At 71.3% G+C, this 24,178-nt stretch carries 22 protein-coding genes; 10 read left to right on the forward strand and 12 right to left on the reverse strand.

The genetic code is table 11. The annotated features are described in order from the left end of the window. Nucleotides 1-46: 46 nt before the first annotated feature. The gene (locus ACIHEJ_RS10915; RefSeq protein WP_400134069.1) at nt 47-1,567 is read left to right on the forward strand and encodes an alpha-N-arabinofuranosidase; all 1,521 of its coding nucleotides are present in this window, start codon (nt 47-49) and stop codon (nt 1,565-1,567) included. Here the strand turns inward: ACIHEJ_RS10915 and ACIHEJ_RS10920 are convergent. After that, on the reverse strand, nt 1,554-4,508 hold the full coding sequence (locus tag ACIHEJ_RS10920) for a beta-galactosidase (protein ID WP_400134071.1): 2,955 nt from the start codon (nt 4,506-4,508) through the stop codon (nt 1,554-1,556). The two genes, ACIHEJ_RS10915 and ACIHEJ_RS10920, sit on opposite strands and share 14 nt — an antisense overlap. A 75-nt stretch (nt 4,509-4,583) precedes the next feature. Here ACIHEJ_RS10920 and ACIHEJ_RS10925 point away from each other — a divergent pair, with 75 nt between their 5' ends. Further along, entirely contained in the window at nt 4,584-5,042 is a 459-nt protein-coding gene (locus tag ACIHEJ_RS10925; RefSeq protein ID WP_400134073.1) for an RrF2 family transcriptional regulator, read from the forward strand. Nucleotides 5,043-5,211: 169 nt separating this feature from the next. Further along, nucleotides 5,212-5,862: a DUF4360 domain-containing protein gene (locus ACIHEJ_RS10930; RefSeq protein ID WP_400134075.1), complete on the forward strand. Its 651-nt coding sequence runs from the start codon at nt 5,212-5,214 to the stop codon at nt 5,860-5,862. Nucleotides 5,863-5,912: 50 nt separating this feature from the next. On the opposite strand, the gene ACIHEJ_RS10935 is transcribed toward ACIHEJ_RS10930, so the two are convergent. From ACIHEJ_RS10935 to ACIHEJ_RS10970, 8 genes are all read right to left on the reverse strand, one after another. Further along, nucleotides 5,913-7,556 (reverse strand): pyridoxal phosphate-dependent aminotransferase, encoded by a 1,644-nt coding sequence (locus tag ACIHEJ_RS10935; RefSeq protein ID WP_400134077.1) that lies wholly within the window; start codon nt 7,554-7,556, stop codon nt 5,913-5,915. 102 nt (nt 7,557-7,658) lie between these two features. Further along, nucleotides 7,659-8,810 carry an aldose epimerase family protein gene (locus ACIHEJ_RS10940; protein ID WP_400134079.1) on the reverse strand — a complete coding sequence of 384 codons (1,152 nt, stop codon included), beginning with the start codon at nt 8,808-8,810 and terminating at the stop codon, nt 7,659-7,661. Nucleotides 8,811-8,856: 46 nt separating this feature from the next. Next, on the reverse strand, nt 8,857-10,101 hold the full coding sequence (mmsB, locus tag ACIHEJ_RS10945) for a multiple monosaccharide ABC transporter permease (protein ID WP_400134081.1): 1,245 nt from the start codon (nt 10,099-10,101) through the stop codon (nt 8,857-8,859). Next, nucleotides 10,098-11,657 carry a multiple monosaccharide ABC transporter ATP-binding protein gene (mmsA, locus tag ACIHEJ_RS10950; RefSeq protein WP_400134083.1) on the reverse strand — a complete coding sequence of 520 codons (1,560 nt, stop codon included), beginning with the start codon at nt 11,655-11,657 and terminating at the stop codon, nt 10,098-10,100. The genes mmsB and mmsA overlap by 4 nt, the downstream gene beginning before the upstream one ends. A 41-nt stretch (nt 11,658-11,698) precedes the next feature. Beyond that, the gene (chvE, locus tag ACIHEJ_RS10955) at nt 11,699-12,808 is read right to left on the reverse strand and encodes a multiple monosaccharide ABC transporter substrate-binding protein (RefSeq protein ID WP_400134085.1); all 1,110 of its coding nucleotides are present in this window, start codon (nt 12,806-12,808) and stop codon (nt 11,699-11,701) included. Nucleotides 12,809-12,843: 35 nt separating this feature from the next. After that, a complete protein-coding gene (locus tag ACIHEJ_RS10960; protein ID WP_400134087.1) occupies nt 12,844-13,812 on the reverse strand; it encodes a hypothetical protein in 969 nt (322 codons plus the stop codon). A gap of 114 nt (nt 13,813-13,926) precedes the next feature. Then, a complete protein-coding gene (locus ACIHEJ_RS10965) occupies nt 13,927-14,940 on the reverse strand; it encodes a zinc-binding dehydrogenase (RefSeq protein ID WP_400134089.1) in 1,014 nt (337 codons plus the stop codon). Further along, nucleotides 14,937-16,094: a mandelate racemase/muconate lactonizing enzyme family protein gene (locus ACIHEJ_RS10970; protein ID WP_400134090.1), complete on the reverse strand. Its 1,158-nt coding sequence runs from the start codon at nt 16,092-16,094 to the stop codon at nt 14,937-14,939. The genes ACIHEJ_RS10965 and ACIHEJ_RS10970 overlap by 4 nt, the downstream gene beginning before the upstream one ends. Nucleotides 16,095-16,295: 201 nt before the next feature. Here ACIHEJ_RS10970 and ACIHEJ_RS10975 point away from each other — a divergent pair, with 201 nt between their 5' ends. Then, nucleotides 16,296-17,246, forward strand: a complete 951-nt coding sequence (locus ACIHEJ_RS10975) for a hypothetical protein (protein WP_400134092.1) — start codon at nt 16,296-16,298, stop codon at nt 17,244-17,246. A 196-nt stretch (nt 17,247-17,442) separates the two neighbouring features. Beyond that, entirely contained in the window at nt 17,443-18,594 is a 1,152-nt protein-coding gene (locus ACIHEJ_RS10980) for a serine hydrolase domain-containing protein (protein WP_400134093.1), read from the forward strand. 64 nt (nt 18,595-18,658) lie between these two features. Here the strand turns inward: ACIHEJ_RS10980 and ACIHEJ_RS10985 are convergent, their stop codons facing one another. Next, nucleotides 18,659-19,078, reverse strand: a complete 420-nt coding sequence (locus ACIHEJ_RS10985) for an organic hydroperoxide resistance protein (protein ID WP_400134095.1) — start codon at nt 19,076-19,078, stop codon at nt 18,659-18,661. Nucleotides 19,079-19,172: 94 nt separating this feature from the next. Beyond that, nucleotides 19,173-20,207 carry an NADP-dependent oxidoreductase gene (locus ACIHEJ_RS10990; protein WP_400134096.1) on the reverse strand — a complete coding sequence of 345 codons (1,035 nt, stop codon included), beginning with the start codon at nt 20,205-20,207 and terminating at the stop codon, nt 19,173-19,175. Nucleotides 20,208-20,295: 88 nt separating this feature from the next. Between ACIHEJ_RS10990 and ACIHEJ_RS10995 the strand changes: the two genes are divergently transcribed. Both ACIHEJ_RS10995 and ACIHEJ_RS11000 read left to right on the forward strand, forming a co-directional pair. Next, the gene (locus tag ACIHEJ_RS10995; protein WP_400134098.1) at nt 20,296-20,730 is read left to right on the forward strand and encodes a MarR family winged helix-turn-helix transcriptional regulator; all 435 of its coding nucleotides are present in this window, start codon (nt 20,296-20,298) and stop codon (nt 20,728-20,730) included. Between the two features lie 35 nt (nt 20,731-20,765). Then, nucleotides 20,766-21,566, forward strand: coding sequence for an EI24 domain-containing protein (locus tag ACIHEJ_RS11000; RefSeq protein ID WP_400134100.1), 801 nt, complete (start codon nt 20,766-20,768; stop codon nt 21,564-21,566). An 8-nt stretch (nt 21,567-21,574) separates the two neighbouring features. On the opposite strand, the gene ACIHEJ_RS11005 is transcribed toward ACIHEJ_RS11000, so the two are convergent. Continuing rightward, entirely contained in the window at nt 21,575-22,513 is a 939-nt protein-coding gene (locus ACIHEJ_RS11005; protein WP_400134102.1) for a LysR family transcriptional regulator, read from the reverse strand. A 59-nt stretch (nt 22,514-22,572) separates the two neighbouring features. On the opposite strand from ACIHEJ_RS11005, the gene ACIHEJ_RS11010 reads away from it, so the two are divergent. From ACIHEJ_RS11010 to ACIHEJ_RS11020, 3 genes are read left to right on the forward strand one after another with little or no spacing between them, the layout of a single operon-like run. Further along, nucleotides 22,573-23,433 (forward strand): NAD(P)-dependent oxidoreductase, encoded by an 861-nt coding sequence (locus ACIHEJ_RS11010; RefSeq protein WP_400134104.1) that lies wholly within the window; start codon nt 22,573-22,575, stop codon nt 23,431-23,433. 10 nt (nt 23,434-23,443) lie between these two features. Then, nucleotides 23,444-23,848, forward strand: a complete 405-nt coding sequence (locus tag ACIHEJ_RS11015; protein ID WP_400134106.1) for a RidA family protein — start codon at nt 23,444-23,446, stop codon at nt 23,846-23,848. Then, complete coding sequence (locus ACIHEJ_RS11020; RefSeq protein ID WP_400134108.1) at nt 23,845-24,177, forward strand: YrdB family protein; 333 nt, start codon at nt 23,845-23,847, stop codon at nt 24,175-24,177. The genes ACIHEJ_RS11015 and ACIHEJ_RS11020 overlap by 4 nt, the downstream gene beginning before the upstream one ends. Nucleotide 24,178 lies beyond the last annotated feature (1 nt).

The following is a 24,178-nucleotide window of genomic DNA, read 5'->3' on the forward strand; positions in this document are numbered from 1 at the left end:
GCCGGCGTGCGGGTCGGCCCGTTCTCAAGTGACTCGGAAGGATCCCATGAGCAAGAGCACCGCCCGCTTCACCCTCGACCCCGCCTTCACCGTCGGTGAGGTCAGCCCTCGCGTCTTCGGTTCCTTCGTCGAACACCTCGGCCGCTGCGTCCACACCGGCATCTACGAACCCGGACACCCCCGCGCCGACGAGGCCGGACTGCGGACCGACGTGCTGGAGCTGGTCCGTGAGCTCGGGGTCACCACCATCCGCTACCCCGGCGGCAACTTCGTCTCCGGCTACCGGTGGGAGGACTCCGTCGGCCCGGTCGAGAACCGCCCCCGCCGGCTCGACCTGGCCTGGCACTCCACCGAGACCAACCGCTTCGGCCTCTCCGAGTACATCGCGTTCCTGAAGAAGATCGGCCCCCGGGTCGAACCGATGATGGCCGTGAACCTGGGCACCAGGGGCGTCGCCGAGGCCCTCGAACTGCAGGAGTACGCCAACCACCCCGCCGGCACCGCCCTCTCCGACCTGCGCGCCTCCCACGGCGACAAGGAGCCCTTCGGCATCAGGCTGTGGTGCCTGGGCAACGAGATGGACGGTCCCTGGCAGACCGGCCACAAGACCGCCCGGGAGTACGGCCGCGTCGCCGCCGAGACGGCCCGGGCCATGCGCCGGATCGACCCGGCCGTCGAGCTGGTCGCCTGCGGCTCCTCCAGCCAGGCCATGCCCACCTTCGCCGCGTGGGAGGCGACCGTCCTGCAGGAGACGTACGACCTCGTCGACCACATCTCCCTGCACGCCTACTACGAGCCCACCGACGGCGACGTGGACTCCTTCCTCGCCTCGGCCGTCGACATGGAGTCCTTCATCGAGAACGTGATCGCCACCGCCGACCACGTGGGCGCCAGGCTCAAGTCGAAGAAGAGGATCAACCTCTCCTTCGACGAGTGGAACGTCTGGTACCTGTCGAGGTGGGAGGAGCACGCGAAGACCATCGACCGGGCCGACTGGCCTGAGGCGCCCCGCCTGCTGGAGGACGACTACAGCGTCACCGACGCGGTCGTCCTCGGCTCGCTGCTCATCGCCCTGCTCCGGCACGCCGACCGCGTCACCGTCGCCTGCCTCGCCCAGCTGGTCAACGTGATCGCCCCGATCATGACCGAGCCGGGCGGTGCCGCCTGGCGGCAGACGACGTTCTTCCCGTTCGCGCAGGCCTCGAAGCACGGCCGCGGGGAGGTCCTCGACGTACGGGTGGACTCGCCGAGGTACGGGACGAAGAAGTACGGCGAGACGGACCTGCTGCACGCCACCGCCGTCCGCGCGGCCGACGGCACGGTCACGGTCTTCGCCGTCAACCGCGGCCGCACCCGGCCCCTGCCGCTCGAAGTCACCCTGAACGGGCTCGACCTGACGGCCGTCGCCGAGCACAGCGCCCTCGCGGACGCCGACCCCGACGCCCGCAACACCCTCGAGGACCCCGAGCGGGTCACCCCGCACCCGGTCGAGGGCACCGCCCTTGCGGACGGCACCCTCACCGCCGTACTGCAGCCCCTGTCCTGGAACATGATCAGACTGGTGTGACCGGCACTCCGCCGCTCGCCCTGCCGAGCAGCGTCAGGCTCACCGCCCCGGGGCCCGACAGCGTGGTGAACTCCGAGAGGACCGCCAGCGCGAGGGTGTTGGTGCCCCGGGTGCGCAGGACGCCGTTCGGCAGGACGAAGGTGTGCTGCGGCCCGACGTCGTTGATGTACTGACCCATGTTCCAGCCGTTGAGGAAGATCTGCGCGCGGTAGGCCCGGTACGGGTCGTCCTGGAGGGTCAGGCCGACCGACGCGTCGACGTCGGCCGGCACCGACAGCCGGAACGTCGTCCGGTACCAGGTCACGCCCTGGTACCGCGCGGCCCGCGGGAAGCTCACCGCCTCCCAGTCCCGGTCGCGGAAGCCGGGCAGGTGCCAGCCCTCCCGCTCGCCGTACAGGCCGCCGCTGTTCATCGGCCCGCGCACGGGGTCGGCCGCCGCCTCGCCCTGGATGCGCCAACTCACCTCGGGGTCGGCCCCCTTGAAGGCGGCGGCGGTCAGCCCGCGGGCCGCCTTGTGCGTGTCCAGGCCCTTGCCGTCCTGGTCGTGCTGCATGCGCCGCACCAGCACGGACAGCACATGCCGGCCGGACGAGCGCAGTGCCTCCCGCACCGGGAAGGCGGCCGTGGCCGTCCAGGTGCCCTGCCGGACCGTCGTGTCCTTGTCCGGCACCGGCATCCGGTGCGTGCCCAGCGGCTCCCCGTCCAGCCACGCCATCAACAGGCCCTGGGTGCCGGTGCTGTAGGCGAGCGAGACCTCCTCCAGGCCGGTGGAGTCGGTGAAGGAGCCCCGGTACCAGACGTCCCCGTAGTGGAAGCCGTAGTCGTCGGCGAACAGGACCGGCCCGCCGTCGGGGACGGGCGTCGTGCTGAACGACGTCCTGCTGTCCGCGGCCTTCCAGCCCGAGTCGTCGAAGCCGGGCCCGGCCTCCGGGTTCTCCGTCCGCATCCGCCAGCCGCCCAGCGCGGGCAGCCTCACCTCGGGCACGGCGGGCAGCAGCCCGGTGGTCATCAGGCTGCCGGACATGGTCACCCGGGTCGGCAGCGCCCGGCCGTTCCACACCAGAGTCCCGATCCCGCGCGGCCCCCACACCTCGATGCTGGTCCCCCCGGTGACGTCACCGGTCAGATGGACCTCCGAGCCCCGGACCTCGGCGTGCCGCAGCAGCGCCGGGCCGTACACCAGCAGGGTCCCGGACGGGGTGTCGTAGGGGAACAGCCGTACGGCGGTGGCGTCGTCGGCGAAGAGCAGCAGCAGCGGGGTCTCGGTCTCGCCCTTCTGCACCAGTATCCGGGTCAGCCCGCCCTGGCCGAGCGGCACGTTCACATGGAGTTCGTCGTTGTCGTAGACCCACGCGGCCTCCGGGTCCAGGCGCATCACGAACGGCTCGACCGGGCACTTCAGCACCAGCTCGGCCATCTGGCCCTTCCGGCCGGTGAACAGCGCGATGTCCTGCCGTCCCGCCGTGAGGCACAGCAGGGGCTCGGCGGTGGCGTACTTCAGCGTCCGCTCGCCCAGCTTCAGGCCGGTGGTCAGCAGGGTGGCGTCCTTGCCGGGCACGGTGACCCGCAGGCTGCCGGCGTCGGTGGGCAGGTCGGTGGTGACCGCGTCCGTCCCGTCGTTGCGGGCGACGTACACATGGGCGCCGGTGTCCGGGTTGGTCAGGTGGTAGACCTTCAGCCCCTCGGCCTTCACCTCCGCCGCCCGGTCGAGCTTGGCGAAGTCGGGCACGCGCTGCAGCAGATGCCCGAGCTGGTGCATCGGCGCGATCTTCGCGGTGACGTTGCGGGCCTCGTCGATCGCGGCCCCGTAGTCGTAGGACGTGTAGACGACGGGCGCGGGCAGCCAGCCCCACGAGGTCCCGCCGAAGGTCATGTACACGTTGTGCAGGGTGAGCCCGTTGGCGAGGTTGGTCAGGTAGAAGCGGCGCTCGTAGGCCGCGTCCCGGGTGCGCCGCGACTCGGCGTACCCCTTGCCGTCGAACCAGGCCCCGCCCCACGGGTCGAACCAGCCGCCGCCGAACTCGGGCACGAACCCGGGCGTGGACGGCGAGGCGCTGGCCCCGCCCTTCGCCCCGCCGGGCCCGAAGGTCCCCCAGTCCGGCGGGGTCTGCGACGGCGACGGATACCCGTCGAACCCGTACAGCCAGCCGCCCTTCTCCCCGCCGGTGCCGAACGAGCCGGGCACCCAGTAGCCGTTGCGTCCCTTGTCGTTGTGGAACAGCGGGACGTCGATCCCGTCGGCCCGGACCTTCTGGTACAGATGGGACATGTATGCCCGGCCGGTCGCGTCGCCGGGGTGGGCGTCGTACTCGTTCTCGATCTGGTACAGCAGGATCGTGCCGTCGCCCTGCGTGTACAGGTGCTTGCGGGCGATCCGGTTCACCTGGGTGAGCCACTCGTCGACGTGGCGCAGGTACGTCGGGTCGTCGGTCCGGGCCGTGCCCTTCGTCGCCGTCAGCCACCCGGGGAAACCGCCCGCGTCGACCTCGGCGTTGATGTACGGACCGGGTCGCAGGACGACGTACAGGCCCGTCTCGGCGGCCGTGCGCAGGAACAGGTCGAGGTCCCGGACGCCGGTGAAGTCGTAACGGCCGGGCGCGGGGGAGTGGTAGTTCCAGGCCACGTAGACGCTGACGGCGTTGTACCCGTGGGCCCGCATCTTCTGCAGCACGTCCCGCCACAGGGACGGGCTCGGCAGCCGGAACGGGTGCATCTCGCCGGACCACACCACCAGCCGCCGCCCGTCCACGAGCAGCGAGTAGCGGTCGTACCCGATCGTGTGGCGCGCACCGTCGGCGCTCGGAGGGGCGGGCGCGGGCCCGGTCGGCACGCTGCGCGCCGCGAACGCCGAGGAGGCCCCGGAGCCGCCGCTGCCGCCCAGGGCGAGCCCGAGCGCGGCCGAGCCGGCCAGGGCACTGAAGGTACGTCTGCTGAGCGCCAAGGTGGATCCTCCCGGCGATCTTACGGGGCGCGGGTGCAGGCCATTCTCCATGGCGCGACGGCCCACAATGGACCCATGAGGATCTCGGCGCGGGCGGATTACGCGGTACGGGCGGTACTGGAGCTGGCCGTACGGCAGGGTAACGGTCCGGTGAAGGCGGAGGAAATCGCCGCCGTACAGGACATCCCGCACAAGTTCCTGGAGGGCATTCTGGGCGACCTGCGCCGGGGCGGGATCGTGGACAGCAGGCGCGGCGGGGGCGGCGGCTACCGGCTGGCGCGGGAGGCGGCGGCGGTCACGGTGGCGGACGTCATCCGGGCGGTCGACGGCCCGATCGTCTCGGTCCGCGGCGAACGCCCCACGGGCCTCGCCTACACGGGCACCGCCCAGCCCCTGCTGCCGCTGTGGATCGCCCTCAGGGCGAACGTCCGCCGGATCCTGGAGGGCGTCACGATCGCTGACCTCGCGGCGGACGCGCTGCCCGAGCCGGTGCGGGCGCTGGCGGCGGAACCGGCGGCCTGGGAGAACCCGTGAGGGAGTGAATAACCGGAAGTGAATGGCCTGAGTTCGCTCTGCCGGGTGCTCGTGGGGCTCCCTACGCTACCCACGCCTCCCTTCCTCCTTCACGGTTGACGCACAGTTTCTCCAAAGGTGATCGGGCGGAGCGGAGGCGTGACCCCCCACTCGACAACCGGGAGAAACCATGGCTGGTGGACTACTCCTGAGCGGCGCCGTAGCCGCTCTCCTGACCACCGCGCTACCCGCGCAGGGCTCGTCCCCCGTGTTCGACAACCCGCCGCCGGACAAGATCGTCATCGACGTGGCGACGGTGAACGGCTCGGGCTGCCCCGCGGGCACGGCCGCGGTCGCCGTCTCGCCGGACAACACCGCGTTCACGGTGACGTACAGCAACTACCTCGCCCAGGCCGGCGGCAACTCCGACCCCACGGCGTTCCGCAAGAACTGCCAGCTGAACCTGGTGGTGCACGTCCCCCAGGGCTTCACCTACGCGGTCGCCAGCGTCGACTACCGGGGCTTCCTCTCGCTCCAGCCCGGTGCGACCGCCACCCAGAAGGCCTCGTACTACTTCCAGGGCTCCTCGCAGACCGTGCCCAGGACCCACCCCTTCAGCGGCGCCTACAACGACGACTGGCAGGCCACCGACAGCACGGACTGGGCCCAGCTGGTGTGGGCGCCCTGCGGGGTCCTGCGCAACTTCAACATCAACACGGAGCTGCGGGTGAGCGCGGGCAGCGCGTCCGCCGACAAGGTCAGCTTCATGACGATGGACTCGACGGACGGCGACATCAGCACGGTCTACCACCTGGCGTGGAAGGAGTGCCCGAGTAGGTAGCGGGCGGGTGCGGTGCGTCGGCGCACCGCACCCGTCGCCGTCCCCGCCGGTCAGGCGCCCGCCGCGTTGGGCCAGCTCTGCGCGTTGGGCCACCCGGTGGCGGGCGCGGGGGACAGGCCCGTCGCGGGGGCCGGGGTGGCGGCCGGCGCCGTCATCCCGCGCACCTGGGCCGCCGTGAGCCCGCCGCGGGCCGGGACCCCGGGCGGAGTGGGCGCCACAGCGGCCGCGGGCACAGGTGCCGGTACCGGTGCGGGTGAAGGCACCGGCATGGGCGCCGGTGCGGGCATCGGGCCGGGCGCGGGCACCTGCGGGGGCATGGGCATGGGCATGGGCATGGGCGTGGGCGGCGGGGCGGGCGCGGGCATCACGGGCGCGGGCTCGGGTGCCGGCTGCGCCGCCGGTGCCGGGAGCGGGGCCGGCTGCGGTACCGGTGCCACCGGCTGCCGGTCCGGCACCGGCTGGGGCGCAGGGGGAATCGGCAGCCCCGCCCCGTTGGTCTCGCTGACCAGCCGGTCCACCGCCGCCGTACCCGAGCTGTAGCTGGTCCCGGTGCCCAGCCCGGGTACGGCGGCTCCCCTCCTGGACTCGTAGAGCACCTGCTCCAGGCCGGACACCAGGCGACGCACGTCGACCTGGGGGCGCACCACGAGTCTCAGGAAGCGGCTGGAGGAGCCGATCTTGTTGCCGCACTCACGGACCAGGATCCGGTGCTCGGTGAGCATCCGGTCCCGGACCACGGTGCCCTCGGCTCCCACCGGAAGGCGTACGAAGAGGAAGTTGCCCTGGGAGGGGTAGACCGTCAGGCCGGGCAGCGCGGAGAGGTGGCTGGCCATCTCCAGGCGGTCCCGGCGGACCTGCAGCAGGCTCTGCGCGTACTCCTGGCCGTGGTCGCGCAGCATGAACACCACGTGCTCGGCGAAGGAGTTGAGGTTCCACTTGGGCAGCATCGAGCGGACCTTGCCCGCGAGCGCGGGGTTGGCGACCAGGTAGCCGAAGCGGATCCCGTGCAGACCGAAGTTCTTGCCGAGGCTGCGCAGCACGATCACGTTGGGGCGGAGCATCGCCTCCTGCACGACGCTCGGCTCGGCCTCCGCGTCGGCGAACTCCAGGAAGGACTCGTCCACCACCACCAGGTCCAGGTCCGCCATCGCGTCCAGGAACTGCACCACCTGCTGCCGGCGCAGATAGCCGCCGTCCGGGTTGTTCGGGTTGCAGAGCACGGCCACCCGGGTGCCCCGGGCGCGGATGAACTCGGCGTACCGGGCGAGGTCCAGGCCGAAGTCGTTCGCCTCCTGGAGGGGGAACATGTCGACCCGCTTGCCGGTCTCCATCGGCTGGTCGGTCCAGCGGCCGAAGGTGGGGACGGGGACGGCGAGGGACTCACGGACCAGCAGGTGGTCGATCCAGGTGATCAGTTCCGTCGAGCCGTTGCCCATGGCCACGCACTGCGGCGGCAGCTGGAGCAGCCCGCACAGCTCGCCGGTGATGGTGTCGGCGCTGCTGGGGTAGTACGTGACGATCTCGCGCAGCCGGACCGACATCTCCTCGAACATCGCCGGTGTGGGGAAGTACGGGTTGCAGGGGATGCAGAAGTCCACCGGGCCGGTCCCGTCGCCGCCCTCCCGCGTCAGCGCCGCCATCGAGGGGCTGTGCGCGGCGGTGCCGCGGAACAACGACGTGACGTTGCCGGTCAAGGGAGACCTCCGTTCAGGGTGGCCCGTGCGGGGGAGCACGGGCCGCCCATGGATACGGAGGAGGCACCAGTGGCGTTCAACTCACCTGCGGTGTGAGCCGGTTCACGCCTCGAAGGTGTGGATCGTCGTCGTCCGGTACGTCCGGCCCGGCCGCAGCACGGTCGAGGGGAACGACGACTCGTTCGGCGAGTCGGGGAAGTGCTGGGTCTCCAGCGCCAGACCGTCGCCCTGCCGGTAGGTGCGGCCGGAGGGGCCGACCAGGGTGCCGTCGAGGAAGTTGCCCGAGTAGAACTGCACACCGGGCTGGTCGGTGAAGATCTTCAGGGTGCGGCCGGACCCCGGGTCGCGCAGCGTCACCACGTGCTCCGGCCGTGCGGTCACGCCCTTGTCGAGGACGAAGTTGTGGTCGTACCCCTTGGCGGTGACCAGCTGCGGGTGACCGGTGCGGATGTCCCGGCCGATCGGCTTGGTGCGGGTGAAGTCGAACGGGGTGCCCGCGACCTTCGCCTGCTCGCCGGTCGGGATCAGGCCCGGATCGGTGGGGGTGTACCGGCTCGCGGCCAGCCAGAGTTCGTGGTCGTAGATGCTGCCGCTGCCCTCGCCCGCGAGGTTGTAGTACGTGTGGTTGGTGAGGTTGACGACCGTCGGCCTGTCGGTGGTGGCCTCGTAGTCGATCCGCCAGTCGCCGTGCCGGTTCAGGGTGAAGGTGACCTTCGTCCTCAGCGTGCCCGGGTAGCCCATCTCGCCGTCGACGCTGGTGTAGTACAGGTGCAGCCCGACGTCGGAGCCGGAGGTGAACGGCTCGACGTCCCACACCTTGGTGTTGAAGCCCTTGGCGCCGCCGTGCAGGCTGTTCACCCCGTCGTTGACGGACAGCTGGTACGTGGTGCCGTCCAGGGTGAACCGCCCCTTGGCGATGCGGTTGCCGTAGCGGCCGATGGTCGCACCGAAGTACGTGGTCCCGGCCACGTAGGCGGCGAGGTCGTCGTAGCCGAGCGAGACGTTCGCGTACCGGCCGTGCCGGTCGGGGATCTCCAGTGACTGGACGATGCCGCCGTAGGAGAGGACCTTCAGGCGGGTGCCGCCGTTCTCCAGCGACCAGCGGTGGACCTTGGTGCCGTCGGCGAGCGTGCCGAACAGCTCCTTGACCGGCTTCCTGCCTCCGGTCGCCTGTGCCGTTCCGGTGCCCAGGGCGGTGGCGGCGAGGCCCGCCGCGGCGGCGCCGGCGATGACCGTGCGTCTGTTCAGTTCCATGGGTGCGGCTCCCTTTGTGTGCGTCTGTCGAACCGGATGGGGCGCTTCACGAACCGGACTTGCGCTTGTTCCACACGTCGAACCCGACCGCCACCAGCAGGGCGAGGCCCTTGATGACCTGCTGCCAGTCGGTGCCGACGCTGAGGAGGTTCATACCGTTGTTCAGCACGCCGAGGACGAGACCGCCGATGATGGCGCCGAGGACGGTGCCGACACCGCCGCTCATGGAGGCGCCGCCGATGAACGACGAGGCGATGGCCTCGAGTTCGAAGTTGACGCCCGCCTTCGGCGAGGCCGCGTTCAGCCGGGCGGCGACCACCAGACCGGCCAGGGCCGCGAGCACGCCCATGTTCAGGAAGACGTAGAAGGTGACCTTCTTGTCCTTCACACCGGACAGCTTGGCCGCCGGCAGGTTGCCGCCGATGGCGTAGATGTGCCGGCCGAAGACCGCGTTGCGCATGACGTAGCCGTAGCCGACGACCAGCGCGCCGAGGATGATCAGGATGATCGGGGCGCCCTTGTAGCTGGCGAGGAGCAGGGTGAGCACGAGGATCGCCGCGACCAGGGCCGTCAGCTTGAGCAGGAACAGCCGGGTGGGCAGCACGTCGAGCGAGAACTCCTGCTGGCGGCGCCGGTCGCGGAACTCCTGCCGGACCACGGCCGCGATCAGGACGAGCCCGAGCAGCAGGGTGAGGTTGTGGTAGTTGGTGTTCGGGCCGACCTCCGGCAGGAAGCCGTTGCCGATCTTCTGCAGCCCGTCGGGGAAGGGGCCGAGGGTCTGGCCCTTCAGCAGGATCTCCGTCAGACCGCGGAAGAGCAGCATCCCGGCGAGGGTGACGATGAAGGACGGTATGCCGAGATAGGCGATCAGGAAGCCCTGGATCGAGCCGGCCGCCGCGCCCACCAGGAGGCACAGCACGAGGGCGACCGGCCAGGAGACGCCGTGCTGCACGGTCAGCACGGCCGCGAAGGCGCCGACGAACGCCGTCAGCGAGCCGACCGACAGGTCGATGTGCCCGGCGATGATGATCAGCATCATGCCGATCGCGAGGATCAGGATGTAGCTGTTCTGCAGCACAAGGTTGGAGACGTTGCGCGGCAGCAGCAGGTCCCCGTTCGTCCAGATCGCGAACAGGACCACGATCAGGCCGAGCGCGATCAGCATGCCGTACTGGCGCATGTTGCGGCGCAGGCCGTCCAGCATCAGCCGGAGCAGGCCCCCGCCGTCGGCCGATGCGCTCTTGCCCGGCGGCGCCGGGGCCGGGGTCTTGGCGGTCACGTCCGTGCTCATCGCGTTACCTCTTCGTCCGTCTTGTCTTTCGTCATACGGCGCATCAGCACTTCCTGCGTGGCCTCGGCCCGGGGCACCTCACCGGTCAGCCGCCCGGCGGCCATCGTGTAGATGCGGTCGCACATGCCGAGCAGCTCGGGCAGCTCCGAGGAGATGAAGACGACCGCCTTGCCCTGGGCGGCGAGCTGGTCGATGACCGTGTAGATCTCGTACTTGGCGCCCACGTCGATGCCGCGGGTCGGCTCGTCCAGGATCAGCACATCGGGACCGGCGAAGATCCATTTGCTGAGGACGACCTTCTGCTGGTTGCCGCCGGACAACTTGCCCACCGGCTCGAACACGGTCGGCGCCTTGATGTTCATGGACGTGCGGAAGCCCTCGGCGACCTGCCGCTCCTGGTGCTCGTCCACCACGCCCCGCTTGGCCACCTTGCCCAACGCGGTCAGGGAGACGTTGCGGTTGATGGTGTCGATGAGGTTGAGGCCGTAGTGCTTGCGGTCCTCGGTGACGTACGCGATGCCGTGCCGGACCGCCTCGGCGACGGTCTTCGTCCGGATCTCCGTGCCGTCCTTGAGGACCGTGCCGCCCGCGTACCGGCCGTAGGTCCGCCCGAAGACGCTCATCGCGAGTTCGGTGCGGCCGGCGCCCATCAGGCCGGCGATCCCGACGATCTCGCCGCGCCGGACGCTGATCGACACGTCGTCGACGACCTTGCGCTGCTGGTCGATCGGGTGGTGCACGGTCCAGTTGCGGATCTCCAGCGCCGGTGCCGCGCCCTCCTCCGGCTGGTGCGGGGTGCGCTCGGGGAAGCGGTGGTCGAGGTCGCGGCCGACCATGCCGGCGATGATCCGCTCCTCGGTGGTCTCCGGCGCCCGCACGTCGAGGGTCTCGATGGACCGCCCGTCCCGGATGATCGTCACCGAGTCGGCGACCTTGCGGATCTCATTGAGCTTGTGGGAGATGATGATCGAGGCGATGCCCTGGTTCTTCAGCTCCAGGATGAGGTCGAGGAGTTTGCCGCTGTCCTCGTCGTTCAGGGCCGCCGTCGGCTCGTCGAGGATGAGCAGCTTCACCTCCTTCGACAGCGCCTTGGCGATCTCCACCAGCTGCTGCTTGCCCACGCCGATGTCGGCGACGCGGGTCTCCGGGTGCTCGTGCAGCCCGACCCGGCGCAGCAGTTCGGTGGCGTGGCGCAGGGTCTCGCGCCAGTCGATGAGGCCGCCCTGGGCGTGCTCGTTGCCGAGGAAGAGGTTCTCCGCGATGGACAGGTGCGGCACCAGCGCCAGCTCCTGGTGGATGATGACGATGCCGCGCTGCTCGCTCGCCCGGATGTCCCGGAACTGGCAGACGTCCCCCTCGAAGAGGATGTCGCCCTCGTAACTGCCGTACGGGTGGACGCCGGAGAGCACCTTCATCAGGGTGGACTTGCCGGCGCCGTTCTCCCCGCAGATGGCGTGGACCTCGCCCTGCCGGACGGTCAGGGTGACGTCCGACAGCGCCTTGACACCGGGAAAGGTCTTGACGATCGAGCGCATTTCCAGGACGGGTCCCGCCATGGTCGTGCCTTCCAATCCGTGGGAAACAGGGGGCGGGGGGCTTACTTCAGCTCGGACTCGGTGTAGTAACCGCCGTCGACCAGGACCTTCTGGTAATTGGACTTGTCGACGCTGACCGGCTGCAGCAGGTACGCGGGCACCACCTTGGAGCCGTTGTCGTACGTCTTGGTGTCGTTGACCTGCGGCTGCTTTCCCTTCAGGGCGTCGTCGACCATGGTCGAGGCGACCTTGGCGAGCTGCCGGGTGTCCTTGTAGACGGTCTGCGTCTGCTGACCGGCGATGATCGACTTCACCGAGGCCAGCTCGGCGTCCTGGCCGGTGATGACCGGCAGCGGCTTGCTGCCCGAGCCGTAGCCGTCGGACTTCAGCGCGGCGAGGACGCCGATCGAGATGCCGTCGTACGGCGAGAGCACCGCGTCGACGCTCGCGGACTTGTAGGAGGAGGTGAGGATGTCCTCCATGCGCTTCTGCGCGGTCGCCCCGTCCCAGCGCAGGGTGACGGCCTGGGTCATCGCCGTCTGGCCGGACCTGACCACCAGCTGCTTCTTGTCGATGTACGGCTGGAGCACGCTCATCGCGCCGCTGAAGAAGTACTTGGTGTTGTTGTCGTCGTTCGAGCCGGCGAACAGCTCGATGTTGAACGGGCCCTTCTTGCCGCTGTCCAGGCCCAGCTTGTGCACGATGTACGTGCCCTGGAGGACACCGACCTTCTCGTTGTCGAAGGACGCGTAGTAGTCGACGTTCTTGGTGCCGAGGATCAGCCGGTCGTAGGCGATGACCGGGATGTTCGCGTCCTTGGCCTCCTGGAGCACGCTGTTCAGGGACTTGTTGTCGATGGCCGCGATGATCAGGCCCTTGACGCCCTGCGTGATGAGGTTCTCGATCTGCGAGACCTGGGTGGCCGGGTCGTCCTCGCCGTAGACCAGCTTGGTCTTGTAGCCCTGGGCCTGGAGGTCCTTGACGACGTTGTCGCCGTCGTTGATCCAGCGCTCGGAGGACTTGGTCGGCATGGCGATGCCGATGGTGGCGCCCTTGACGTCGCTCGTCTTCTCCTTGCTGCCGCCCTCGCCGCTCTGGCCGCAGGCGGTCAGGGTGAGGGCGAGCGAGGCGGCTCCGGCTATGGCGGCGAGTGCGGCTCTGCGGTTGCGCATGGTGATCCGTCCTTGGTCGTCTCGTCGTTGAGAGGTCACGCGGTGGTGGGGAAGCGGTGGAGGGTTCCGGGCAGCCGCGAGCCGAGCGGCGCCATGCCGCCGTCCGCGCCGTGCCGGGCGAGCAGGTCCAGGGCGAGCCGGCCGCGCCGCACCCGCTCCCGGGCGGTGTCCAGGGTCACGTCCCGCAGATGGGTGCCCCACGGGTAGATGCCGGGCGCCTTGGACAGACCGAACTTCAGGTAGAGCGGGGCGCCGCGCCGGATCAGCTCGGCGACCTCGTACATCCGGACGTAGCCGCCGAGGTCGTCGGGCGCCTCGATGTACATGTCCATCGGGGCGCCGGACGCCCGGCGGATCTCGGTGAGGTGATCCAGCGTCAGATCGCTGGGCACGTTGATCGAGTCGGCGCCGAGCCGCTCGTAGACGGCGTACGAGGCCGGGTTGACCGGGCCGATGAGCGCGGACACCTTCAGGGTCGTGTCGGCCGGGATGATCCCCGCCTCGCGCGCCCGGTGCAGGGTCCACAGCACGCCCTCGTCGGCGACCAGCAGGCACTTCACGCCCAGCCCGGTCGCCCGGACGGCGTCCTCGACGCAGCCGGCGACGGCGTCGTGGCCCCGGGCGCGCAGTCCGGCCCCCCGCGAGTCGGAGCGCACCGAGCCGCCGGTGTCCCAGGTGCCGCGCGGGCCGGTGAACAGGCAGAGTTCGATGTCGCGTGCCGCGGTGGCCTCGACCATCTCGGTGATCTCGGCGTCGGTGAGCATCCACACGCCGCTGCCCTGGCTGATCCGGTGGATCGGCACGTCGAGCCGGGAGGACTCCTTCAGGACGACCGCCAGCGCTTCGGGACCCTCGCACGAGGGGATCTCGGTGCGCCAGCGGCCACCGCCCGGGAAGGAGTGGGCGGAGGTGTCGGCGGGGTCGAGGGCGGGCGCACCCAGACCGAGTGCGGCGAGCACCTGCTCGCCGGGCCTGCGGGCTGCCGGGGCGGAAGCGTCGATCACAAGCTGTCCTTCGTGTTCGATATTTCGGACAAGGTTCGCGTCTCAGGGCGCGAGAAAGGCCTGGTGGTACGCCGGTCGGGGCGCCGTCAGGTCGCGCTCCGACCGGCGTACGGCTCAGGGACGGAGCAGCACCTTGCCCACCTTCGGATCGCCGGCCCCGACCAGCTCGATGGCCTGGGAGAACTCGGTCAGCGGCAGCTCGTGCGTGACCAGCGGCAGCGGGTCCAGCAGCCCGGCGCCGAAGACCCGCACGGCGTGCGCCCAGGCGTCCGGCGGCGCCCCGAAGACCGTGTGCACCTCCAGTTGCCGTACGACCAGATCGGTCGGGTCGAGCCCGTCCGCTCCCGGCGCCGGGATCCCGGTGAGGACCAGCCGTCCGCCGCGCCGCAGCAGCGAGGCGGCGGTGCGCGCGGCGGACGCGGACCCGGCGGTCTCGATGACGACGTCGAAGTCTTCGGGGAGGTGTCGGTCCTTGAGCCGGAAGTCGGTGGCCCCGAACCGTCGCGACAGCGCCTCCCGTTCGTCCCGGGTACCGACCACCAGCAGCTCGGCCGGCGAGATCGCCTTCAGGAACTGCACGGCGAACATCCCGAGGGTGCCCGTGCCGACCACGGCGACCCGCTCGCCCGGCCGGGCGCCCGCCTTCAGCGCGGCGGCCGCGACACAGGCGGCCGGCTCCAGCAGGGCGGCGGCGGTGAGGTCGGCGTCGTCCGGCAGGGGGTGCAGCAGACGGGCCGGCAGGGTGAGGGTGGCGGCCATGGCTCCCGGCCGGGTGAAGCCGGTCTCCTCGTAGCCGTCCGTGCACAGCGTGGTCTCGCCCGCGTGGCAGCGGTCGCAGACCTGGCAGTTGCGGAAGCCCTCGCCGACGACCTTCCGGCCGACCAGTGACTTCGGCACCCCGGCGCCCACCGCCCGCACGGTCCCGGACCACTCGTGCCCGGGCGTGAGCGGGTAACGGACGTACCCCTCGGGCCGGTTGCCCTGGTACACCTCGCGGTCGCTGCCGCAGATGCCGACCGCGTGCACGGCGACCAGCGCCTCACCGGGCCCGGGCTCCCGGGGTGTGTGCTCCTCGACCCGGTGCTCCCCGGGCGCCTGCACGACGACCTGGGATGCGGCCGGGCTCACTGCGTGCCCTTCGGCTTGCGCTGCTCCCAGCCCTCGGCCCACAGGTCGAACCGGGCCTGCTGCTGCGGGAACTCGGCGGCGGCGTCGACGTCCAGCTCGACACCGAGCCCCGGCGCGTCGGAGAGGTGGAAGTATCCGTCGACGACCTCGGGTGCCCCCTTGACCACCTTCTTGATCTCCGCGTCCGCGAAGTCGTTGAAGTGCTCGAGGATCTTGAAGTTCGGGGAGGTGAAGCCGACCTGGAGCGATGCGGCCGTCAGCACCGAGCCGCCCACGTTGTGCGGCGCGACCAGCATGTAGTGCGTCTCGGCGGTCGCCGCCAGCTTGCGGGTCTCCCAGATGCCGCCGATGTGGCCGACGTCGGGCTGGATGACGTCCACGGCCTGGCTGTCGAAGAGCTCGCGGAACTCGATGCGGTCGTGGATGCGCTCACCGGTGGCGACCGGGACGTCCACCTTGGCGGCGACCTTCTCCAGCGCCTTCAGGTTCTCCGGCGGGACCGGCTCCTCCAGCCAGGCCGGCTTGAAGGGCGCCATCTCCTTGGCCAGCCGCACGGCGGTGGCGGGGGAGAAGCGGCCGTGCATCTCCAGCATCAGCTCGGCCTCCGGGCCGATCGCGTCGCGCACGGCCTCGATGAGCGAGACGGCGTACAGGGACTCCTGGTGGTCCAGCTCGAAGTGCCCGGTGCCGAACGGGTCGATCTTCAGCGCCCGGTAGCCGCGCTCCATCACCCCCTGGGCGGCCTTGTGGTACGCCTCGGGCGTTCGCTCGGTCGTGTACCACCCGTTGGCGTACGCCTTGACCCTGTCGGTGACCCTGCCGCCGAGCAGCTGCCAGACCGGCACCCCCAGCGCCTTGCCCTTGATGTCCCAGCACGCCATCTCGACGACCGCGATGCCGGACATCACGATCTCACCCGCCCGGCCGTAGTCGCCGTACTTCATGCGGCGGACCAGATCCTCGACGGCGAACGGGTCCGAGCCGAGAATGTGGTTGGCCTCGGCCTCCCGCAGATAGCCGATCAGCGCGTCGGTGTGACCGAGCATCCGGGTCTCGCCGACTCCCGTGACCCCCTCGTCGGTGTGCACCTGGACGTAGGTCAGGTTGCGCCACGGCGTCCCGACCACGTGTGTGCTGATTCCGGTGATGCGCACGGCAGTTGCCCCTCAGCTGTTCGAGATTTCGTCACACGTTCGAAATGCTGGCGTGACAGTAAGGAGGGGGCGGCGGGGGTGTCAATGGGGCGAACGGGTAACGGTTTCGGCAAGGATTTCGAGAATTCTTTCGCTGCTCCACGAAACCTTCACAGTGGTGCCTAGGAACGTGACCGACGCGGACTCTAGTCTTCCGGCGTCATGGACTTCTGCCACCCGTGCCAACGGCACCTCAACGGCGCCCTGGCCTGCCCCGGGTGCGGAACACCGGCGCGCGCGACCGCGCAAGCGCAGGCGCCGACCGCGCCTGCCTACGCGGGTGCGGCAGGGTACGACGGGCAGGTCCCCCACCAGACGTACACGGCACACCAGGGCTACGCCGAGCCCCAGGTCTATGCCGAGCCTCGGGGTTACGACGGGCAGCAGGGCTACGACGCGCCCCAGGACTACGTTGTCACCCCCGCCTACGAACCGGAGGGGCCGGACGAGACGGAGGAACCGGAGTCCGCGCTCCACGCGGAGTCCGGACCCGATCCGGAGACGGATACGGACTCCGACCCCGCTCCCGGTGGCCGGGCCGCCCGGCGCCGGACGCGGGGTGCCGTCACCGTCGGCCCCGCCGACGCCGACTCCAGCCGGCGTGACCGCAAGGCCGCCGCACACCGCCGCCGGCGCCGCCGCACCGTGCTGATCGCGGCGGGCTTCGTCCTGGCCGCAGGCGGTCTCAGCTTTGCCGAACTGGGCACGGACGCTCCCTTCTCGCCCTTCTCCAGCGGCAATCCGGAACCCGCAGGCGACACCTCGGCCGACGGCGGCTCGTCCTCCACGACCCCCGGCCACAGCGCCGACCCGCCGGGCGCCACCTCGGGTACCGCGTCCGGCACGGGCGCCTCCGCCTCCCCGGACGCCTCGGCCTCGGCGTCCGCGTCCGAGTCCCCGAAGGACAAGGACTCCGCCTCCCCGTCCGCCAAGGCCACCGACAAGGCGGCGCAGTCGGCCGCCACGGGCTCCGGCGCGACCGCCACCTCCCCCGCCGCTCCGGCGACGACCGCGCCCGCGCCCACCCCGAGCAGCGCCCCCACGACGTCCGCTCCGACCCCGCGCCCGTCGCCCACCAAGACGTGCAACCGTTTCCTGTGGTGGTGCACCTGAGCGCTCGCTCCTCCCGGGCGCCCGGCCTCAGCTCCTCTTCCCTCCGCCATCCGGGGCATGCGTGACACCCGCGGGCTCGTGCGGCGGTTGAGTCGAACAGGCACCTCTCGCCGTACCGACCTCCAGAACGTCCGAAGCCGCAACGGGCGTTGGCACGAGAGGGAGCGGCGAGCAGCGGCTCAGTTGAGGAGTGCGGATGACGCAGGAGATCACCGTCCACGGCGCGGTCGCCCAGGGTTTCGAGGCGGTGCGCGAGGAGTTCGCCGCCTTCGTCGCCGAGGAGCGGGACGACTACGAGGGCCAGTTGTGCGCCTACGTCCACGGCCGGCGCGTCGTCGACCTGTGGGCGGGCGGCCGGGCCGATTCCCTCTACGGCGTGTTCTCGTCCACCGTGGGCGCCGCGCATCTGGTGGTCGCCCTGCTGGTGCAGGACGGCACGCTGGAGCTGGACCGCAGAGTGACCTACTACTGGCCGGAGTTCGCCGCCGAGGGCAAGGGTGCGGTGACCCTGCGGGAACTGCTCGCGCACCGGGCCGGTGTCGTCGGTCTCGACGCCGGGTTCAGCGACGAGGAGCTGGCCGACGACCGGGCGATCGCCGAGCGGCTCGCCGATCAGCGGCCGTTCTGGCGGCCGGGAACGGCGTTCGGCCATCACGCGTTCGTGATCGGGGCACTGACCGGTGAGGTGGTGCGGCGGGCCACGGGCCGCACCACCCAGGAGCTGTTCGAGGAGCGGGTGCGGGCGCCGCACGGGCTCGACTTCCATCTGGGGCTGCCGGAGGCGCTGGAGCCGCGGTTCCGTAGCGTGCAGCCGATGGCGCCGACGCCGGAGCAGCAGGCGGTGCTGGACGCGGCGCCGACCGGGACGCACACGCTGGCCGCGATCGCCTTCAACGCCCATGTGCCGGGCGCCGGGGATCCGGTGAACCACGTCAACTCCCGACTGGTGCGGGCGAAGGGGCCGACGTCGGCGGGCGGGGTGGCGGCAGCACGCGGGATCGCCGGGATGTACGCGGCGGCGATCAGCGGGCTGGAGGGGCGGCCGCCGCTGCTCAAACCCGACACCATCGCGGAGGTGGGGCAGATCCACTCCGTGGGCCACGACCTGGTGGCCCAGGGGCTCCGGGCGTTCGGTCTCGGCTTCCAGGCGACGGCCGCCGAGACCCACCCGTCCCTGGGCGCCGGCGCCTTCGGCCACAGCGGCGCCGGCGGCTCCCAGGGCTTCGCCGACCCCCGCTCCGGCCTGGCCTACGGCTACACCCGCCGCCGCTGCTCCTACCCGGGCGGGGCGGCACCGGAGAACGAGCGGTTCGTGCGGGCGGTGCACGGCGCGGCGTCGGCCGGGTGACCGGACGGGCGAAGGCCGCACCCCACGTCCAAGGGTGCGGCCTTCGTCGTACGCAACGACCGGGTCAGACAAGCGTCACGGTGATGTTGCCGCGGGTCGCCTTCGAGTAGGGGCACACCTGGTGCGCCTTCTCGACCAGCGCCCGCGCGGTGGCCTCGTCGGCGTTCGGAATGGTCGCCGAGATCTCCACGATGATCCCGAACCCCTCGTCGTTCTTGCCGATCCCGACCTTCGCGGTGACGGTCGAACCGGAGATGTCGGCACCCTCCTGCCGGGCGACGACCCCCAGCGCCCCCTGGAAGCAGGCGCTGTAGCCCGCGGCGAACAGCTGCTCCGGGTTGGTGCCGGCGCCGTTGCCGCCCATCTCCTTCGGCGGGTTCACGACGACGTCGAGCTTGCCGTCGTCCGTGGCGACCCGGCCGTCACGGCCGTTCTCGGCGGTGGCCACGGCGGTGTACAGAACGTCGGACTGCTGAATGGGCATGCGGTGTCCTCCTCCTCGGTCCGCCACGACTCGCGCCCACGATCGACAGCGGATATCGGAAAGAAGTTACCGCATGCCGGAAATTCAGTGAAGGCTAGAGCTTGACGACCATCTTCCCGATGTTGTCGCCGCGCAGCACCCCGAGGAACGCCTCGAGGTTGTTCTCGATGCCCTCGACGACGGTCTCGCGGTACTTCAGCGCGCCCGAGGCGACCCAGGGGCCGACCTGCTGGACGAACTGCGGCTGGAGGTCGTAGTGGTCGCCGACCAGGAAGCCCTCCATCCGGCCCCGGGTCTGGATCAGGCGGGCGAGGTTCCTCGGGCCGGGGGCGGGCTCGGTGTTGTTGTAGACCGAGATCATGCCGCAGATGGCGATCCGGCCCCCCTGGTTGAGCGAGCCGATGGCGGCCTCCAGGTGGTCCCCGCCCACGTTGTCGAAGTACACGTCGATGCCGTCGGGCGCGGCCTGGCGCAGCTGCTCGGCGACCGGGCCGTTCTTGTAGTTGAACGCCGCGTCGAAGCCGTACTCGTCGACCAGCAGCGCGACCTTCTCGTCGGAACCGGCCGAGCCGATCACCCGGGAGGCGCCCATGAGCTTGGCGAGCTGGCCGACCTGACTGCCCACGGCGCCGGCGGCACCGGAGACGAAGACGACGTCGCCCTCCTTGAAGGAGGCGGTGCGCAGCAGGCCGGCGTAGGCGGTGAGGCCGGTCATGCCGAGGACGCCGAGGTACGCCGAGAGCGGCACCTCGTGGGCGCCGGCGTCGACCTGGACGGCCGGGACGGCTGTCGGACCCACCTTGACGGCGTTCTTCGCGTCCACGACCGCGTACTCGCGCCAGCCGAAGAAGTGCAGGACGTGGTCACCGACGGAGATTCCCTCGGCGTTCGAGGCGACGACCTCGCCGACCGCTCCGCCCTGCATGACCTTGCCCAGCTCGAAGGGGGCGGCGTACGACTTGGCGGCACTCATCCGGCCGCGCATGTACGGGTCCACGGAGAGGTACTCGTTGCGCACCAGGACCTGGCCTTCGCCCGGGGTCGGGACCTCGGTCTCGACCAGGGCGAAGTCCTCGGGCTTCGGCCAGCCGACGGGACGGCTGACCAGGTGCCACTCGCGGTTGATCATCACTGGGCCTTTCGATTTACTTCAGTACCTGAAACAACCGTGCACCTGAATATTTCAGGATGTCAAGTAAGCGGGGTATCCTGAGGGCATGGCCCCACCCGAGAAGACCCGTCCGGACGAATTGACCATGGAGGTCGTCGAGCTGATCGGTGAGGTGGTGGCCCGGTATCACGCGGACTACGAGGAGGCCGCCGCCGGGCACAGCCTGACCGGTGCCCAGGCGAAGCTGCTCGGCCTGCTCTCGCTCGCCCCGCTGCCGATGCGCAAGCTGGCGCAGCGGCTGAAGTGCGAGCCGTCGAACGTCACGGGGATCGTGGACCGGCTGGAGTCCCGGGGCCTGGTGGAGCGCCGCCCGGACCCGACCGACCGCCGGGTGAAGCTGGCCGTCGCCACGGACGAGGGCTGCCGGGTGGCCCGGGAGCTGCGCGACGGTCTGCGCTTCGCCCGCGAACCTCTGGTCGGGCTGTCCGCCGAGGAGCGACTGGCCCTGCGGGACCTGCTGCGCCGGATGCTGGACGCCTGAGTCCGGCCGTCCGGGGCCCCGGTAAGGTCTTCGCCATGCGTGATCTTGGGGCGGGGTTCGGTCATCTGCTGAAGGGCCAGCGCTGGGTGGCCCGGCACGGCCGGAGCTACGGCTTCGGGCTGCTGCCGGGACTGATCACGCTGGTCCTCTACGCGGCCGCGCTCGTCGCGCTCGCGGTGTGGGGCGAGGACGCCGTCACCTGGGCGACGCCGTTCGCGGACGACTGGGCCGGCCCCTGGCAGGGCCTGTTCCGCGGCTTGCTGACGGCCGTCCTGTTCGCGCTGGGTCTGCTGCTGGCCGTACTGACGTTCACAGCCGTCACGCTGCTGATCGGCCAGCCCTTCTACGAGAACCTCTCCGAGAAGGTCGACGCCGACGTCTCACCCGACGGCACCGCCCCGCGGTCGGACCTTCCGCTCTGGCGCGAGCTGTGGACATCCGCCCGCGACAGCCTGCGCATCCTGGCGCGGGCCGCCCTGTGGGGCGTGCTGCTCTTCGCCCTCGGCTTCCTGCCGTTCGTCGGGCAGACCGCCGTCCCCGTCGTCGGCTTCTTCGTCACCGGCTTCTTCCTCACCGAGGAACTGGCCGCCGTCGCCCTGCAGCGCCGGGGCGTCGAACTGCGCGCCCGGCTCCGCCTGCTCCGCTCCCGCAAGGCCCTGGTCTGGGGCTTCGGTACGCCCCTCGGCCTGGCCTTCCTGGTCCCGTTCGTCGCGGTGTTCCTGATGCCGGGCGCGGTCGCGGGCGCCACGCTCCTCGCCCGCGACCTGCTGGGCGAGGAGAGCGGCGAGCCTGACACCGAGGACGGCGACCAGGAGGTCACCTCCGGAACGCGGTAGGCGCCGCGCTACGGCATGGCCCGTACGGTCTCCGCGGCCTGCGCCCGCAGCACCTCCAGGAACGCCCGTGCCGCCGCCGAAGGCGACCGCCCCCGCACGGTCGCCGCGTACACCGCCCGGGCCGGGGCCCCGTCGTCCCGCACCGGAAGAAGGACGACGTCGGGGCGCACCGAGCCGGCCGCCAGCCCCGGCACCAGTGCCACCCCGAGGCCCGCGGCCACGTACCCCTGCTTGGCGGTCCACTCGGCCACCACGTGCGCCACGTGCGGCCGGAATCCCGCCCGCAGGGCCGCGTCCAGCAGGGTGCCCTCGGGCCGGGCACTGCCCGAGATCCAGTCCGCGTCGCCCAGTTGAGCGAGCCGCACCCCGTCCGCACCGGCCAGCGGATGCCCGGCCGGTACGGCGACGTACAGCGGCTCGTCCAGGAGATGGTGCAGGTCGTGGGCGGCCAGCGGGGCACGGCCCGTGGTGGAGACCACCGCCAGGTCCAGGTGCCCGGCGGTCAGCCGGTCCAGCAGGGCGGGGGTGAGGCCCTCCTCCCGCTCGACCCGGACGGCCGGGTGCCGGGCCCCGAACGCTGCCAGAGCCCGGGGGACGAGGGCCGCGTCCGCAGTGGCGAACGCCCCGAACCGCAGCCGCCCGCCCGCCACTTCACGCAGCGCGGCCAGCTCGCGCACGGCGCCGTGCAGCGACTCGGCGACCGTCTCCGCGTACGGCACCAGCGCCCGGCCCGCCTCCGTCAGCCGCACCCCGCGCGGCAGCCGGTCGAACAGCGGCCCGCCGTCCAGTGCCGACTCCAGCGAGGCCACCTGCCGGGACACCGCGGACTGCGTCCAGCCCAGGGTCCGCGCGGCCACCGTGAAGGAGCCACAGCGGGCCACCTCCAGGAAGGCCCGCAGCCAGACGGTGGAGAGATCCGGGAGCGGAGAGACATGCCCAGTTCGCATGGCTGCCATGCTAGACATGCGCTTGTGGCATTCCGGCGCCCGCTCGTAGCGTCGACGGCATGAAGACCGCCGAAGAAACCGCGGAGAGGACCGCCGCGCACGCCGTGGAGAAGGTCGCGTTCATCGGCCTGGGGCACATGGGCGTGCCCATGGCCCGCCGACTGCTCGCCGCCGGCCACCCGTTGACCGTCTGGAACCGCACCGCCGCCAAGGCCGGCCCGCTCGTCGCCGAGGGAGCCGTGCTCGCCGCGTCCCCCGCCGACGCCGTCCGGGACGCCGACGTGCTGATCACGATGGTCGCCGGCCCGGACGCCCTCGACGCGATCGCCGCCGAGGTCGCACCGGCCCTGCGGTCGGGCGCCCGGTGGATCGAGATGTCGACGGTCGGACCGGACGCGGTGCGCGCACTCGCCATCCGGCTCGGCAGCGGGGTGACGCTGGTCGACGCGCCCGTCCTCGGCAGCACCGACCGGGCGGCCGAGGGGGAGTTGGGCATCCTCGCGGGCGGCGACGTCGCCGGTGTCGCACATGTCCTGGCCCGCCTCGGCACCGTCACCCGCAGCGGCCCGCCCGGATCCGGGGCCGCGCTCAAACTGGTGGCCAACGCGGCCGTGATCGGCGGGGTCGGCGTCGTCGCGGAGGCGCTGCGGCTCGCCCGCGCGCTCGGCCTGGACGAGGACGTCGCCCGTGCCGCCCTCGGCCGCGGCCCGCTCGGCGGCGCCGTCGCCCGCGCCTTCGCCGACGGCGTCCACTTCGGCACCGGCCTGGCCGTCAAGGACGCGGGACTGGCCACCAAGGCCGCCCGGCTGCCGGTGACGCAAGCGGTGCTGGAGGGCTTGCGGCACGCCGTCGCCGCCGACCCCGCCCTGGCCCACGCGGACATCGCACAGGCCGCCGCCCGCATCGTCCGTACCGTTTGAAGGACCTCCCGTGCAGATCACCCTGGACAACCCCGCCGCCGCACCGCAGCCGCTGAGCCCCTACTACTCCCAGGTCGCCCGGGTCGAACACGCCGACGGCAGCGCCCTGTTGTTCCTCTCCGGTCAGATCGCGGAGGGCGCCACGCTGGCCGAGCAGAGCCGGGGCGTCTTCGAGACCATCGCCGCCCTGCTCGAGGCGCACGGCGCGAGCCTCGCGGACGTCGTCAGCATCCGCACCTACCTCACCGACATCACCGAACTGGAGGAGTACGGCGCCGTACGCCGCCGGTTCCTCACCGGGACACCGCCGACGAGCATGACCTTCGAGGTGCCGCGGCTGTTCCGCCCGGAGGCACGGATCGAGATCGAAGTGGTGGCGGCGGTGCCGGCCGGACGGCCATACTACGCGGCATGAAGACAGCGAAGGCCGCGAACCTGGGAGTCCTCGTCCTCGTCGAACTCGGCGCACTCGCGGCCGCCGCCTACTGGGGCCTGACCCGGGACACCTCGCTCGACTGGCTGGTCAGCGTGGCCGCCCTCACCGCGATGGTCGCCCTGTGGTCGCTGTTCGGCGCCCCGCGGGCCCGGTTCAGGACGCGGGGCGGGGGCCGTGTCGCCTTCGAGGTGCTGTGGTTCGGCGCGGGGGTGGCGGCGCTGTGGGCCGCGGGAGCCGTCGCATGGGCGCTCGTCCTGGCTGTGGTGTGCGCGGTGAGCAAGAGCCTCGCCGTGAGCTGGGGCCAGTAGC

It is taken from the genome of Streptomyces sp. NPDC052301 (genome assembly GCF_044593395.1).
In the GTDB taxonomy this organism is placed as follows: Bacteria; Actinomycetota; Actinomycetes; order Streptomycetales; family Streptomycetaceae; genus Streptomyces.

Coding starts and splice junctions, on each gene's coding strand:
- ACIHEJ_RS11005 (WP_400134102.1), bottom strand. CDS start 22,513: ATGCGAACTGGGCATGTCTCTCCGCTCCCGGATCTCTCCACCGTCTGG.
- ACIHEJ_RS10985 (WP_400134095.1), bottom strand. CDS start 19,078: ATGCCCATTCAGCAGTCCGACGTTCTGTACACCGCCGTGGCCACCGCC.
- ACIHEJ_RS11000 (WP_400134100.1), top strand. CDS start 20,766: ATGCGTGATCTTGGGGCGGGGTTCGGTCATCTGCTGAAGGGCCAGCGC.
- chvE (WP_400134085.1), bottom strand. CDS start 12,808: ATGCGCAACCGCAGAGCCGCACTCGCCGCCATAGCCGGAGCCGCCTCG.
- mmsA (WP_400134083.1), bottom strand. CDS start 11,657: ATGGCGGGACCCGTCCTGGAAATGCGCTCGATCGTCAAGACCTTTCCC.
- ACIHEJ_RS10980 (WP_400134093.1), top strand. CDS start 17,443: ATGACGCAGGAGATCACCGTCCACGGCGCGGTCGCCCAGGGTTTCGAG.
- ACIHEJ_RS10925 (WP_400134073.1), top strand. CDS start 4,584: ATGAGGATCTCGGCGCGGGCGGATTACGCGGTACGGGCGGTACTGGAG.
- ACIHEJ_RS10995 (WP_400134098.1), top strand. CDS start 20,296: ATGGCCCCACCCGAGAAGACCCGTCCGGACGAATTGACCATGGAGGTC.
- ACIHEJ_RS11010 (WP_400134104.1), top strand. CDS start 22,573: ATGAAGACCGCCGAAGAAACCGCGGAGAGGACCGCCGCGCACGCCGTG.
- ACIHEJ_RS10990 (WP_400134096.1), bottom strand. CDS start 20,207: ATGATCAACCGCGAGTGGCACCTGGTCAGCCGTCCCGTCGGCTGGCCG.
- ACIHEJ_RS11020 (WP_400134108.1), top strand. CDS start 23,845: ATGAAGACAGCGAAGGCCGCGAACCTGGGAGTCCTCGTCCTCGTCGAA.
- ACIHEJ_RS10930 (WP_400134075.1), top strand. CDS start 5,212: ATGGCTGGTGGACTACTCCTGAGCGGCGCCGTAGCCGCTCTCCTGACC.
- mmsB (WP_400134081.1), bottom strand. CDS start 10,101: ATGAGCACGGACGTGACCGCCAAGACCCCGGCCCCGGCGCCGCCGGGC.
- ACIHEJ_RS10940 (WP_400134079.1), bottom strand. CDS start 8,810: ATGGAACTGAACAGACGCACGGTCATCGCCGGCGCCGCCGCGGCGGGC.
- ACIHEJ_RS10915 (WP_400134069.1), top strand. CDS start 47: ATGAGCAAGAGCACCGCCCGCTTCACCCTCGACCCCGCCTTCACCGTC.
- ACIHEJ_RS10975 (WP_400134092.1), top strand. CDS start 16,296: ATGGACTTCTGCCACCCGTGCCAACGGCACCTCAACGGCGCCCTGGCC.